11 protein-coding genes are annotated in these 14,221 nt (G+C 60.4%); 7 read left to right on the top strand and 4 right to left on the bottom strand.

Features of this window, described 5'->3' with window-relative positions:
• Window positions 1–169: 169 nt before the first annotated feature.
• Entirely contained in the window at window positions 170–979 is an 810-nt protein-coding gene (tcdA, locus tag E4P00_RS09655) for a tRNA cyclic N6-threonylcarbamoyladenosine(37) synthase TcdA (RefSeq protein WP_005785557.1), read from the bottom strand.
• A gap of 217 nt (window positions 980–1,196) precedes the next feature.
• On the opposite strand from tcdA, the gene E4P00_RS09660 reads away from it, so the two are divergent.
• From E4P00_RS09660 to E4P00_RS09675, 4 genes are all read left to right on the top strand, one after another.
• Window positions 1,197–3,788 carry a glycosyltransferase gene (locus E4P00_RS09660; protein ID WP_248131292.1) on the top strand — a complete coding sequence of 864 codons (2,592 nt, stop codon included), beginning with the start codon at window positions 1,197–1,199 and terminating at the stop codon, window positions 3,786–3,788.
• Between the two features lie 254 nt (window positions 3,789–4,042).
• A complete protein-coding gene (gene dapE, locus E4P00_RS09665) occupies window positions 4,043–5,194 on the top strand; it encodes a succinyl-diaminopimelate desuccinylase (RefSeq protein WP_248131294.1) in 1,152 nt (383 codons plus the stop codon).
• Entirely contained in the window at window positions 5,194–6,003 is an 810-nt protein-coding gene (locus tag E4P00_RS09670) for a putative RNA methyltransferase (RefSeq protein WP_248131296.1), read from the top strand. The genes dapE and E4P00_RS09670 overlap by 1 nt, the downstream gene beginning before the upstream one ends.
• Before the next feature lie 55 nt (window positions 6,004–6,058).
• Window positions 6,059–6,436: a hypothetical protein gene (locus tag E4P00_RS09675; protein WP_216090832.1), complete on the top strand. Its 378-nt coding sequence runs from the start codon at window positions 6,059–6,061 to the stop codon at window positions 6,434–6,436.
• 71 nt (window positions 6,437–6,507) lie between these two features.
• Here E4P00_RS09675 and E4P00_RS09680 read toward each other — a convergent pair whose 3' ends face one another.
• Window positions 6,508–6,717 carry a cold-shock protein gene (locus E4P00_RS09680; protein ID WP_003219353.1) on the bottom strand — a complete coding sequence of 70 codons (210 nt, stop codon included), beginning with the start codon at window positions 6,715–6,717 and terminating at the stop codon, window positions 6,508–6,510.
• 180 nt (window positions 6,718–6,897) lie between these two features.
• On the opposite strand from E4P00_RS09680, the gene plsB reads away from it, so the two are divergent.
• The 3 genes from plsB to E4P00_RS09695 are packed head-to-tail and all read left to right on the top strand — an operon-like array spanning window position 6,898 to window position 10,586.
• The gene (gene plsB, locus E4P00_RS09685; RefSeq protein WP_248131298.1) at window positions 6,898–9,417 is read left to right on the top strand and encodes a glycerol-3-phosphate 1-O-acyltransferase PlsB; all 2,520 of its coding nucleotides are present in this window, start codon (window positions 6,898–6,900) and stop codon (window positions 9,415–9,417) included.
• A gap of 51 nt (window positions 9,418–9,468) precedes the next feature.
• Window positions 9,469–9,870, top strand: coding sequence for a YbaY family lipoprotein (locus E4P00_RS09690; protein WP_216090831.1), 402 nt, complete (start codon window positions 9,469–9,471; stop codon window positions 9,868–9,870).
• 26 nt (window positions 9,871–9,896) lie between these two features.
• The gene (locus tag E4P00_RS09695) at window positions 9,897–10,586 is read left to right on the top strand and encodes a DUF4197 domain-containing protein (protein ID WP_005785540.1); all 690 of its coding nucleotides are present in this window, start codon (window positions 9,897–9,899) and stop codon (window positions 10,584–10,586) included.
• Between the two features lie 81 nt (window positions 10,587–10,667).
• Here E4P00_RS09695 and E4P00_RS09700 read toward each other — a convergent pair whose 3' ends face one another.
• Both E4P00_RS09700 and E4P00_RS09705 read right to left on the bottom strand, forming a co-directional pair.
• A complete protein-coding gene (locus E4P00_RS09700; protein WP_143508414.1) occupies window positions 10,668–10,919 on the bottom strand; it encodes a hypothetical protein in 252 nt (83 codons plus the stop codon).
• Window positions 10,920–11,154: 235 nt separating this feature from the next.
• Window positions 11,155–14,220, bottom strand: a complete 3,066-nt coding sequence (locus E4P00_RS09705) for an efflux RND transporter permease subunit (protein ID WP_103733444.1) — start codon at window positions 14,218–14,220, stop codon at window positions 11,155–11,157.
• Window position 14,221: the final 1 nt, after the last annotated feature.

The raw sequence follows: 14,221 nt of genomic DNA on the forward strand, positions 1-14,221 counted from the left end.
GTTACTTTCGCGCTTTTCGAAAGTGACCCGCTGTAAAAGCGGAACCAATAGCGGCCGTTACCTAAATAACGGATATGTACTCGGTCTAATCCAACATCCTGGTCGGCCCTGAGGCCGCCATCGGGAGCAAGCCCCCTCCCACATTTTGAACGGTGTGAAACTCTGAGACTCAGAGGGGCTTGACCCGCTCCGAAGGTCTGCGCACCCCAGCCACAATCTTGTCCACCGCCTTGGTCGCCGCCACCATCCCGAAGGTAGCCGTGACCATCATCACCGCGCCAAACCCGCCCGCGCAGTCCAACTTTACGCCGTCGCCAACAAAACTCTTCTGCAAACAGATGCTGCCGTCCGGCTTCGGATAGCGCAGTTGCTCGGTGGAAAACACGCACGGCACGCTGTAATGACGGGTGACGGTGCGCGAGAAACCGTAGTCGCGGCGCAGGGTGGAGCGAACCTTCGAGGCCAGCGGGTCATTGAAGGTGCGGTTCAGGTCGCACACCTGGATCAGCGTCGGGTCAATCTGCCCGCCAGCGCCGCCGGTGGTGATGATCTGGATCTTGCGGCGCTTGCACCAGGCAATCAGCGCCGCCTTGGCGTTGACGGCGTCGATGCAGTCGATCACGCAGTCGATGTTCGGGGTGATGTACTCCGCCATGGTGTCGCGGGTAACGAAGTCCGCGACGGCATGCACCGTGCACGCCGGGTTGATGCCGCGAAGGCGCTCGGCCATCACTTCGACCTTGGGCTTGCCCACGGTGCTGTCCAGGGCGTGCAACTGGCGGTTGCTGTTACTCACGCAGACATCGTCCAGGTCAAACAGCGAAATCTCGCCCACCCCGCAACGGGCGATCGCTTCCGCCGCCCAGGAGCCCACGCCGCCGACGCCGACAATCGCCACATGGGCCGCTTTCAAGCGTTCCAGCCCTTCGATGCCGTACAAGCGGGCGACGCCTGCAAACCGCGGATCTTCTGTACTCATGATCATTACCCCAAAAACCGGCGCGCATTATGGACTACAGCGCGACAAGTTCGAAGCTTCCAGCTACAAGTAAAGAACTTAGGTGGACTTTCGCAGACTAACGTCCGGCTTTTCTCTGTCTGCTATACGCTCAGGGAAAGGCCGGTGTAGGATGCGCGCCGTTCGGCGTAGGCCGACACCTCTTTTCGTTCCGCACCTTTTGGAACCCGACATAACCATGGCATCGCGTAAATTTGGACTCAACCTGGTGATCGTGCTGGCCATCGCCGCGCTGTTCACCGGTTTCTGGGCGCTGATCAACCGCCCAGTCACCGCTCCCAACTGGCCTGAACAGATCTCCGGGTTTTCCTACTCGCCGTTCCAGCAAGGCCAGTACCCGCAGAAGAATCAGTTTCCGACTGAAGAGCAGATGCGTCAGGACCTTGCGATCATGAGCAAGCTGACGGACAACATCCGTACCTACTCGGTCGATGGCTCCCTGGGCGAAATCCCCAAGCTGGCCGAAGAGTTCGGCCTGCGCGTGACCCTGGGGATCTGGATCAGCCCGGACCTTGAACGCAACGAGCGTGAAATCCAGCGTGCCATCGAGATCGCCAATAACTCGCGCAGTGTCGTGCGCGTGGTGGTCGGCAACGAAGCCTTGTTCCGTGACGAAATCACCCCTGAAGCGCTGATTGTGTTGCTGGACCGCGTGCGCGCTGCCGTGAAAGTGCCGGTGACCACTTCCGAGCAATGGCACATCTGGGAAAAGAACCCGCAACTGGCCAAGCACGTCGACCTGATCGCCGCGCACATCCTGCCGTTCTGGGAGTATATCCCGATGGACAAGGCCGGCCAGTACGTACTCGACCGTGCCAAGGATCTGAAGAAAGCCTTCCCGAAAAAGCCGCTGCTGCTGTCGGAAGTTGGCTGGCCGAGTAACGGCCGTATGCGCGGTGGTAATGAATCGTCGCCGGCTGACCAGGCCATTTACCTGCGCACGCTGGTAAACAAGCTTAACCGCCAGGGTTACAACTACTTCGTGATCGAGGCCTTCGATCAGCCGTGGAAAGTCAGTGACGAAGGCTCGGCAGGTGCTTACTGGGGCGTGTTCAACGCCGCGCGCCAGCAGAAATTCAATTTTGAAGGCCCGGTCGTTGCTATCCCGCAATGGCGGGTGCTGGCCATCGGCTCGGTGGTGCTTGCACTGCTGTCCCTGACCCTGTTGATGATCGACGGCTCGGCGCTGCGCCAGCGGGGCCGGACCTTCCTGACCTTTATTGCGTTTCTGTGCGGGTCGGTACTGGTATGGATCGGCTACGACTACAGCCAGCAATACAGCACCTGGTTCAGCCTGATAGTCGGCGTGTTGCTGGCCCTCGGTGCTCTCGGCGTATTTATCGTGTTGCTGACCGAAGCCCACGAACTGGCGGAAGCGGTATGGACCCACAAGCGCCGGCGTGAATTCCTGCCGGTAGAAGGCGATTCGGACTACCGTCCGAAAGTGTCGATCCACGTGCCGTGCTACAACGAGCCTCCGGAGATGGTCAAACAGACCCTCAACGCCCTGGCTGCCCTCGACTATCCGGACTACGAAGTCCTGATCATCGACAACAACACCAAGGACCCGGCGGTATGGGAACCGGTGCGCGACTACTGCGAAACCCTGGGCCCGCGCTTCAAGTTTTTCCACGTCGCACCCCTGGCTGGTTTCAAGGGGGGCGCGTTGAATTATCTGATCCCGCACACCGCCAAGGATGCCGAAGTGATCGCGGTGATCGACTCGGACTACTGCGTGTCACCCAACTGGCTCAAGCACATGGTGCCGCACTTCGCCGATCCGAAAATCGCCGTGGTGCAGTCGCCCCAGGATTACCGCGACCAGAACGAAAGCACCTTCAAGAAGCTCTGCTACGCCGAATACAAAGGCTTCTTCCATATCGGCATGGTTACCCGCAACGACCGTGACGCGATCATCCAGCACGGCACCATGACCATGACCCGTCGCTCGGTGCTTGAGGAACTGGGCTGGGCCGACTGGTGCATCTGTGAAGACGCCGAACTGGGCCTGCGCGTGTTCGAGAAAGGCTTGTCGGCAGCGTACTACCACGACAGCTACGGCAAGGGCCTGATGCCGGATACCTTTATCGACTTCAAGAAACAGCGTTTCCGCTGGGCCTACGGCGCGATCCAGATTATCAAGCGTCACACCGCCAGCCTGATACGTGGCAAAGACACCGAATTGACTCGCGGCCAGCGCTACCACTTCCTCGCGGGCTGGTTGCCGTGGGTAGCGGATGGCATGAACATCTTCTTTACCGTCGGCGCGCTGTTGTGGTCGGCGGCGATGATCATCGTGCCGACACGGGTCGACCCGCCGTTGCTGATTTTCGCAATCCCGCCGTTGGCGTTGTTCGTGTTCAAGGTCGGCAAGATCATCTTCCTCTACCGTCGTGCCGTAGGGGTGAACTTGAAAGATGCGTTCTGCGCGGCCCTGGCCGGGTTGGCGTTGTCCCATACCATCGCCAAGGCGGTGTTGTATGGCTTCTTCACCACCAGCATTCCGTTCTTTCGCACGCCGAAAAACGCGGACAACCATGGCTTCTGGGTAGCGATCTCTGAAGCCCGCGAAGAAATGTTCATCATGCTGCTGCTGTGGGGCGCCGCGCTGGGGATCTACCTGGTGCAGGGCCTGCCAAGCAATGACATTCGCTTCTGGGTCGTGATGTTGCTGGTGCAGTCGCTGCCCTACGTGGCTGCGCTGATCATGGCGTTCTTGTCGTCGCTGCCGAAACCGGCGCCGAAGGCTGAGCCCGCCACGGCTGTGTAAAAACTTGCGCAATGCACTAAACGGCGGCCTCTGGCCGCCGTTTTGCTATAAGATAACGGCCCTTTTGTGAGACTTGGCCTGGCCCAATTCTATGTGGGGGCTGGCTTGCCTGCGATGCAGACGCCGCTGTCTGACAGGCACACCGCAGTGATGCTATCGCAGGCAAGCCAGCTCCCACATTGGAATTGCGTCGCTCCAGGCTCGATATTTCCACATTCGTCCTGCGCCCATCACACGCTTTCCGGAGTTTCCCCATGACGGCCCATGCCGACCTTTCGCCGACCCTTCAACTGGCCATCGACCTGATCCGTCGCCCCTCGGTCACGCCGATCGATGCCGATTGCCAGAAGCTGATGATGCAGCGCCTGGGCGACGCCGGTTTTGCGCTTGAACCGATGCGTATCGAAGACGTAGACAATTTCTGGGCCACCCACGGCAAGCACGAAGGCCCGGTGCTGTGCTTCGCCGGCCATACCGACGTGGTGCCGACCGGCCCGGTGCAGGCCTGGCAGAACGACCCATTCGACGCCTTTATCGATGAAAACGGCATGCTTTGCGGCCGTGGCGCGGCAGACATGAAAGGCAGCCTGGCGGCGATGCTGGTGGCGGCGGAACGCTTTGTCACCGACTACCCGGACCACAAGGGCTCGGTCGCCTTCCTGATCACCAGCGACGAAGAAGGCCCGGCGCATCACGGCACCAAGGCCGTAATCGAACGCCTGGCTGCACGCAAGGAACGCCTGGACTGGTGCATCGTCGGCGAACCGTCGAGCACCACCCTGGTGGGCGATGTGGTCAAGAACGGCCGTCGTGGCTCCCTCGGTGCCACCTTGACCGTACGCGGCGTACAGGGCCACGTGGCTTACCCGCACCTGGCGAAGAACCCGATCCACCTGGCTGCAGCGGCTCTGGCCGAGTTGGCTGCCGAGCATTGGGATGACGGCAACGCCTTCTTCCCGCCGACCAGCTTCCAGATTTCCAACCTCAATTCCGGCACCGGCGCCACCAACGTGATCCCCGGCGACCTGACGGCGGTGTTCAACTTCCGCTTCTCGACCGAATCCACCGTCGAGGGCCTGCAACAGCGGGTCGCGGCCATCCTGGATAAACATGGCCTGGACTGGCATGTGGATTGGGCGCTGTCGGGCCTGCCGTTCCTCACCGAGCCGGGTGCGCTGCTGGATGCAGTATCTGCCAGTATCAAGGCGATCACCGGGCGTGAGACCAAGGCGTCCACCAGCGGCGGTACTTCCGATGGGCGCTTTATCGCCACGCTGGGCACCCAGGTGGTCGAGCTGGGCCCGGTCAACGCGACCATCCACCAGGTCAACGAACGCATCCTGGCCAGCGACCTCGATGTGCTGACCGAAATCTATTACCAGACCCTGATCAAGTTGCTCGCCTGATGCTTGCCTGCCCCATTTGCAGCGCACCGCTCAACGCGGTGGACAATGGCGTGGCGTGCCCGGTCGGGCACCGTTTCGACCGTGCGCGCCAGGGCTACCTGAACCTGTTGCCGGTGCAGCACAAGAACAGCCGCGACCCGGGCGACAACCTGGCCATGGTCGAGGCACGCCGTGACTTCCTCAACGCCGGGCACTACGCCCCGGTGGCCAAGCGCCTGGCCGCACTGGCCGCCGAGCGCGCACCGCAGCGCTGGGTCGACATCGGCTGTGGCGAGGGTTACTACACCGCGCAAATCGCCGAGGCGCTGCCCGACGCCGATGGCTATGCCCTGGATATATCCAAGGAAGCGGTCAAGCGCGCGTGCAAACGCAACCCGGCGCTGACCTGGTTGATCGCCAGCATGGCCCGAGTACCCTTGGCCGATGCCAGCTGCCAGTTCCTCGCGAGCGTGTTCAGCCCGTTGGACTGGCAAGAAGCCAAGCGCCTCCTCAGCCCCGGCGGCGGCTTGATGAAGGTCGGCCCGACCAGCGGCCACTTGATGGAACTGCGCGAGCGCCTGTACGACGAAGTGCGCGAGTACACCGATGATAAACACCTGGCCCTGGTGCCGGAGGGCATGAGCCTGGCGCACAGTGAAACCCTTGAGTTCTCCCTGAGCCTGGCCGAGCCTGCCGACCGCGCCAACCTGCTGGCCATGACGCCTCATGGCTGGCGGGCCAGTGCCGAGCGCCGCGCCGAAGTGATCGAGGCGGCCGAGCCGCTGCAGGTCACGGTGTCGATGCGCTACGATTATTTCGTGCTTCAATAGCTGACTTTACAAATATCCGCGAATGGATTTTCGAATCCCGCAACGAGGAACATCCATGCGCCAACCCGATATCGAGATTTACCTGAAAGACGCCGACGTCGATCACAAGGCCATCGCCGCCTGGCTGGGCGCCGCCCTGGGCTCTTGCTCCGACTGGGTCCAGAGAGGCCAGACCTACAAGTGCAAGGCCGGCAGCGTGCCAGTTACCTGGCTACCCAAGGCTGTAGGCAAATGGAACAGCCTGTACCTGGAAAGCGACCAGACCCCGTGGGACGACGACATCGCCTGCGCCCGCGCCGCGTTTGCCGCATTGAATGTTGAAGTGCGCTGCGCACCGGGGACGTGGGTTGAGGAAGAAGGCGAGGAAAGTGCCGATACCTGGATTCGCATCAGCGTAGACGGTGAAGAGCAGATCACCTGGAAGACCACCTGATCCTGATCTGTAAACCCAATCAAAAGTGTGGGAGGGGGCTTGCTCCCTCCCACATTGGTTCAGTGCTGAACTTACAAACCGACCACATCCTCTGCCTGCAAGCCCTTCTCCCCCGTGACCACGGCGTATTCCACCTGCTGGCCTTCGGCCAACGAGCGGTGGCCTTCACCGCGAATGGCGCGGTAGTGCACAAACACGTCCTTGCCGTCTTCACGCTGGATAAAGCCGTAGCCCTTTGCATCGTTGAACCACTTCACATTGCCGGTTTCGCGCGTTGCCATCTGTTCACTCCCACTGGTTTTTTATTGTTGAGTCGCACGTATTGAACTGCCGAGTATAAGACAGGCTCAAAAACCATCAACTCAAGTTTACATCGCTGCTTTTTTGCCGATTTTCGGTGAATACGGCACACTACCTGCCCGAGCATCTGCTCGGTTTTTTCCACTTGAAGCAGTTCGCCTATGACCCGCTCCCCGTTCCGCCGTCTGGTGTTTGGCACCTTGCGCCGACTGTTGTACCTCTGGGTTCGCTCGGAGACGATCAACCAGTCGTCCCTCACCCTTAACCTGGACCGCAGCCGGCCGGTTTTCTACGTCCTGCAATCACCCTCCCTCACCGAGTTGGCGGTGGTCGATGCCGAGTGCACCAAGGCCGGCTTGCCGCGCCCGGTGCTGCCAGTGTCGGTAGGCCCATTGATGGAGCCCGCGGCGTTCTTCTATCTCACGCCGGATCCGGATTGGCTCGGCCGCCAGGACAAGCGCGGTGCACCGCCCTCCCTGACACGCCTGGTCAATACCCTCACCGAGCACGCCGAAGAGAATGCACAAATCATTCCCGTCAGCGTGTTCTGGGGCCAGTCTCCTGCAAGCGAGTCCAGCCCGTGGAAACTGCTGTTTGCCGACAGTTGGGCGGTGACCGGGCGTCTGCGCCGATTGCTGAGCATCCTGATCCTGGGGCGCAAGACCCGCGTGCAATTCTCCGCGCCAATCAACCTGCGTGAATTGATCGAGCACAATAAAGGTCACGAACGCACCGTGCGCATGGCCCAGCGCATCCTGCGCGTGCACTTTCGTAACCTGAAGACGGCAGTGATCGGTCCCGACCTGTCTCACCGCCGTAACCTGGTGAAGGGGCTGGTGAATATGCCGCTGGTGCGCCAGGCCATTTTTGATGAAGCCGAACGAGAAAAAATCTCTGCGGAAAAAGCCAAGGCCCTGGCGCTGCGCTACGGCAACGAGATTGCCTCGGACTACACCTACACCGCGATCCGCTTTTTGGAAGTGGTGCTGAGCTGGTTCTGGAACAAGATCTACGACGGTATCAAGGTCAATAACATCGAAGGCGTGCAGAAGGTGGCCCAAGGCTACGAGGTGATCTATGTGCCTTGCCACCGCAGCCACATCGACTACCTGCTGCTGTCGTACCTGCTGTTCAAGAACGGCCTGACCCCGCCGCACATCGCGGCCGGTATCAACCTCAACATGCCAGTGATCGGCAGCCTGCTGCGCCGTGGCGGTGCGTTCTTCATGCGCCGCACCTTCAAGGGCAACCCGCTGTACACCTCGGTGTTCAATGAATACCTGCACACCCTGTTCACCAAGGGGTTCCCGGTGGAGTACTTCGTCGAAGGCGGCCGCTCGCGCACGGGGCGCATGCTGCAACCGAAAACCGGGATGCTGGCGATTACCCTGCGCAGCTTCCTGCGCTCCTCGCGTATGCCGATCGTGTTCGTGCCGGTGTATATCGGCTATGAACGCGTGCTCGAAGGCCGCACCTACCTCGGCGAATTGCGTGGCGCGAGCAAGAAGAAAGAGTCGATCTTCGATATTTTCAAAGTGGTCGGCGCCCTCAAGCAGCGCTTCGGCCAGGTCGCGGTCAACTTCGGTGAGCCGATCAAGCTGGCCGAATTTCTCGACGCCGAGCAACCGGACTGGCGCGCCCAGGAACTGGGCCCGAACTACAAGCCGGCGTGGCTCAACGAAACCACCAACCGCCTTGGCGAGCAGGTGGCGCGGCACTTGAACGAAGCCGCGGCGATCAACCCGGTGAACCTGGTGGCCCTGGCCCTGCTGTCGACCACACGCCTGGCCCTGGATGAACAAGCCATGGCGCGCCAGCTCGACCTGTACCTGGCGCTGCTGCGTCGCGTTCCCTACTCGCCCCACACGACCTTGCCGGAGGGCGATGGCCTGGCGCTGATCAAGCACGTCAAGGACATGAAGCTGCTGTCGGAACAAAGCGACGCCTTGGGCAAGATTGTCTACCTGGACGAACAGAACGCCGTCCTGATGACCTACTACCGCAACAACGTGCTGCATATCTTCGCCCTGCCGGCGTTGCTGGCGAGCTTCTTCCAGAGCAGCTCGCGGATGAGCCGCGAACAGATCCTGCGCTACACCCGTGCGCTCTACCCGTACCTGCAATCGGAGCTGTTTATCCGCTGGTCGCTGGAGGAGTTGGACACCGTGGTCGACCAGTGGCTGGACGCGTTTGTCGAACAAGGCCTGCTGCGCTTCGAAAACGCTGTGTACCTGCGCCCGGCGCCGAGTTCGCGACAATTTGTGCTGTTGACGCTGTTGTCCAAGAGCATCGCCCAGACCCTGCAACGGTTCTACATGGCGATATCGCTGCTGCTCAACAGCGGCCAGAACAGCATCAGCGCCGAAGAACTGGAAGACCTGTGCACGATCATGGCCCAGCGCCTATCAATCCTGCACGGTCTCAACGCCCCGGAATTCTTCGACAAGAGTCTTTTCCGACATTTTATTCAGACGTTGCTGGAGCAAGATGTGCTGCGTCGCGATGAAGCCGGCAAGCTGGGCTATCACGACCTGCTCGGCGAACTGGCTGAAGGCGCCGCCAAACGCGTGCTGCCGGCCGATATTCGCCTGTCGATCCGCCAGGTGGCCTTGCACCGCGTAGATGGCGCAGCCGAAGCGCTGGCGCAAGCAGAAGCGGTCACACCTGAACAAAGCCGTTAGATTGACTGAGGCGCCGGGCGGATTCCGGCGCCGTTGAAAAGGAGCTGCACCATGAAAAAGATCATTCTCCTGGGCCTGACCGCCCTGCTCGGAGCCTGCCAATCAATGACCCCAACCCCAAAAGCCAGCCTCGACGGCGAAGTGTTCTATCTGCAACGTATTGCCCTGCCGCCTGCTGCCACCTTGAGCGTCAGCCTGCAAGATGTGTCCCTCATGGACGCCCCGGCCGTGACCCTCGCCGAACAGAAAGGCCCGGTCAAAGGCCAGGTGCCTCTGCCGTTTCACCTGAGCTATGACCCGGCCCAGGTCAAGCCAGGCCATACTTACTCGGTCAGCGCTCGCATCGAACTGGAGGGCAAGTTACTGTTCATCACTACAGAGCGGCACGCCGTGCAACTCAATGGCCAGGATCCACAGCCGCTGCGCCTGCGGGTTGATGCGGTCGCACACTGATCAATTCACGTCATAAGGAAGCGCCCATGCTCCGCAAATCTCTTCGCCTCACCGCCCTGTGTGCCGGCTTGCTGTTCGGTGCCAACGCCATGGCCCTCGACCTTGGCAGCCTGTCCCAGGGCGACGCCAGCGGCGGCCTGAAGGATGCCTTGACCCAAGGTGCGCAGATTGCCGTCAAACAACTGGGCAAGCCCGGTGGTTTCAGCAACAACCCGGAAGTAAAAATCGGCCTGCCAGGCAAGCTCGGCAAAGTCGCCGACAAGCTGAAAATGTTCGGCATGGGTGACCAGGTCACACAGCTGGAAACCAGCATGAACGCAGCGGCTGAAACCGCCGTGACCCAGGCCCAGCCGATTCTGGTCAATGCGGTGAAAAACATGAGCGTGACCGACGCCAAGGGCATTCTCAGCGGTGGTCAGGACTCTGCCACCCAATACCTGAACAAAAGCAGCCGAGAGGAAATCCGCGCCAAGTTCCTGCCCATCGTCAAGGCCGCTACCGACAAGGTCGGCGTGGCTCAGCAGTACAACGCCCTGGCCGGCAAGGCCGCGGCCTTCGGCGCCGTGGATGCCAAGAGCGCCAACGTCGAAAACTACGTGACCGAGCAAGCGCTGGATGGTTTGTTCAAGATGATTGCGCAGCAGGAAGAGACGATTCGCAAGAATCCGGCGGCGGCTGCCACCAGTTTGGCAAAGAAGGTGTTTGGAGCGCTGTAACCCCGCACTACGACCCTACTGCGCCAAGGCCGCTGGTAACGGGCCTTGGCGCAGTTGTTTCAGGTCAAGCCTGTCACGGGTTTAACGAAACAGCGGATACAAAGGTCTGCTGGGTGATTGATACCCGTTGACCGGTTGTTGATGCAGGTATGACGGGTTGTGATACCTGGTGGGTTGGGCATAGCTAAAATGCGGGCGGTGGTAATGACCTGAACTGCCATGATGAGGTCTATACGGTTGGGTAACCGCGAAATCATTTCGCGGCGCATGATTACCCAGCAAGGCCCCGAGAAAAGCCCCTTTGAAAGCCGCAATCGCATTAAAGAACGACATGTAAAACTCCATGAACTCAATGAAAAGGCCTGGCCGCCACATGGCAGTGCCAAGTCCTCTGCCTGTCCGTCAGGCATTGCCTGAGTGGAGTTACAAGGGCAAGCGTTCCATCTGAGCGACTGCGTGTTTGCATCGGTATGTAAATACTGCCCGGTGGGAATCAGGGGATGGCCAGGCACCGGCCTGGCAGAGAAACCCGCAAAAAACACATGTACGGGAAACAGCAAACACCTCGCTACGCTACCTCCTTCCTGACTCTGAACCACGCCGCGTACAACGCCGGCAAAAACAACAGCGTCAACGCCGTCGCCACAATCAACCCGCCCATGATCGCCACAGCCATGGGCCCGAAAAACACGCTGCGCGACAGTGGGATCATCGCCAGTACCGCCGCCAGGGCCGTCAGCACAATCGGACGAAAGCGTCGCACGGTCGCTTCGATAATCGCCTGCCACGGCGCCAGTCCGGCCTTGATGTCCTGCTCGATCTGGTCCACCAGAATGACCGAGTTACGCATGATCATTCCCGACAACGCGATCGTGCCGAGCATGGCGACGAAGCCAAAGGGTTGGCGGAATACCAGCAGGAACAAGGTCACACCGATCAGGCCCAGGGGGGCAGTCAGAAAAACCATCGCCGTGCGTGAGAAACTGCGCAATTGCAGCATCAGCAAAGTCAGCACCACCACGATGAACAGCGGCACGCCGGCCTTCACCGAGTTTTGCCCGCGAGCAGAGTCTTCGACGGTGCCACCCACTTCCAACAGGTAACCGTCCGGCAGTTCGGCACGCACACCTGTGAGCGTCGGCAGGATCTGCTGCACCAAGGTCGCCGGTTGTTCCTTGCCGTAGATATCGGCACGCACGGTCACGGTCGGCAGGCGGTTGCGGTGCCAGATGATGCCTTCTTCGAAACCGTATTCGAGGGTGGCGATCTGCGACAGCGCCACGCTTTTACCATTGTCGGTGGGTACGGCAAGGCTCGGCAGCAGCGACAACTCGGTGCGTTCGTGGACGGTACCGCGCAGGAGGATCTCGATCAATTCGTTGTCCTCCCGGTATTGGCTGACGCTGGAACCGGTCAGGGAACTCTGCAGGAATTTCGACAGGTTGGCAGTACTCACGCCAAGGGCGCGCGCCCGGTCCTGGTCGATATTCAGATACACGATTTTGCTCGGCTCTTCCCAGTCCAGATGCACGTTAACCACGTGGGTGTTTTCGCGCACCTTGGCCGCCACTTTGCGGGCCAGAGCGCGGACCTCTTCGATGTGTTCGCCGGTCACGCGAAACTGCACCGGATAGCCCACGGGCGGGCCATTCTCCAGGCGAGTGACCCGCGAGCGCAGCTCGGGGAACTGCTCGTTGAGCGTTTCAATCAGCCAGGTGCGCAGGCTTTCACGCTCCTCGATGGTGTTGGCCAACACCACGAACTGCGCGAAGCTGGCGGCCGGCAGTTGCTGGTCCAGCGGCAGGTAGAACCGCGGCGAGCCGGTGCCCACGTAGGCCACATAGTTTTCGATACCCGCGTGCGCCTTGAGCAATACCTCCAGACGCTTGACCTGCTCGGCGGTGTTGCTCAGGGAGGCGCCTTCGGCCAGTTTCAGGTCGACCATCAGTTCCAGGCGCCCGGAAGCAGGGAAGAACTGCTGCGGTACAAAGCGGAACAACGCGACCGAGCCGATAAACAACAGCAGGGTCAACACGATGACCGTCTTGCGCCGACGTATACACCACTCCACCAAACGTCTTACACGCTGGTAGAAAGGCGTGCCGTAGGGATCCGGGCCGTCGGTGCCGTGCTTGGCCGCGTGAATTTTCGCCAGGTCCGGCAGCAGCTTTTCCCCGAGATACGGTACAAAGACCACGGCAGCCACCCAGGAGGCCAATAAGGCAATGGTCACCACTTGGAAGATCGAGCGAGTGTATTCACCGGTGCTCGACTGCGCAGTGGCAATCGGCAAAAAGCCCGCCGCCGTGATCAAGGTACCGGTGAGCATGGGGAATGCTGTGCTGGTCCAGGCGAAGCTCGCAGCCTTGAGCCGGTCGTAGCCCTGCTCCATTTTGATCGCCATCATTTCCACAGCGATGATCGCGTCATCCACCAGCAAACCCAGGGCCAGCACCAGAGCGCCAAGGGAAATCTTGTGCAGGCCGATGCCCAGGTAATACATGCTGGCAAATGTCATCGCCAGTACCAGCGGGATCGCCAGGGCGACCACCATGCCGGTGCGCACACCGAGGGAGAAAAAACTCACCAGCAATACAATGGCCAATGCCTCGGCGAGCACCTGGACGAATTCGCCGACGCTGGTCTTCACCGCTGCCGGTTGGTCGGACACCTTGCGCAGCTCCATGCCCGCAGGAAGGTTCTTTTGCAGGCGTGCGAATTCACTCTCAAGAGCTTTGCCCAGTACCAGAATATCCCCACCGTCGCGCATGGCCACGGCCAGGCCGATGGCGTCCGCGCCCATATAACGCATGCGCGGTGCCGGTGGGTCGTTGAAGCCCCGATGGATATCGGCCACGTCTCCGATACGAAAGGTGCGATCGCCCACTCGAATCGGGAAGTCGCGAATCTGCTCCACGGTTTTGAAGTTGCCCGACACGCGCAACTGCACACGCTCGCTCGGGGTTTCAAAAAAGCCGGCGGTCGATACGGCATTTTGTTCCTGCAACGCCTGCTGTACTGCGGCCAACGGCAAACCCAGGGTGGCAAGCTTGAGGTTGGACAGTTCGATCCAGATCTTCTCGTCCTGCAGGCCAAGCAACTCGACCTTGCCCACGTCCGGCACCCGTTGCAGCTGAATCTGGATGCGGTCGGCGTAGTCCTTGAGCACCGCATAGTCAAAACCATCGCCGGTCAGGGCGTAGATATTGCCGAAGGTGGTGCCGAACTCGTCGTTGAAAAATGGCCCCTGGATATCCGGTGGCAAGGTTTGGCGGATGTCGCTGATTTTCTTGCGCACCTGGTACCACAACTCAGGAATTTGCGCCGAACGCATCGAGTCGCGGGCGATGAAAGTGACCTGGGATTCGCCAGGGCGCGAGAAAGACACAATGCGCTCGTACTCACCGGTCTCCATCAATTTTTTCTCGATGCGTTCGGTAACTTGGCGCGACACCTCCTGGGCCGTTGCGCCGGGCCAGTTGGTCTTGATCACCATGGCCTTGAAGGTAAAGGGCGGGTCCTCGCTTTGCCCCAGCTTGGTGTAGGACAAGGTGCCGACCACGGCCAGCAGGATCATCAAAAACAGTACGATCTGGCGATTACGCAGCGCCCATTCGGAAAGATTGAAACCCATC

It is taken from the genome of Pseudomonas sp. B329 (genome assembly GCF_023127835.1).
Taxonomy (GTDB): Bacteria; Pseudomonadota; Gammaproteobacteria; order Pseudomonadales; family Pseudomonadaceae; genus Aquipseudomonas; species Aquipseudomonas synxantha_A.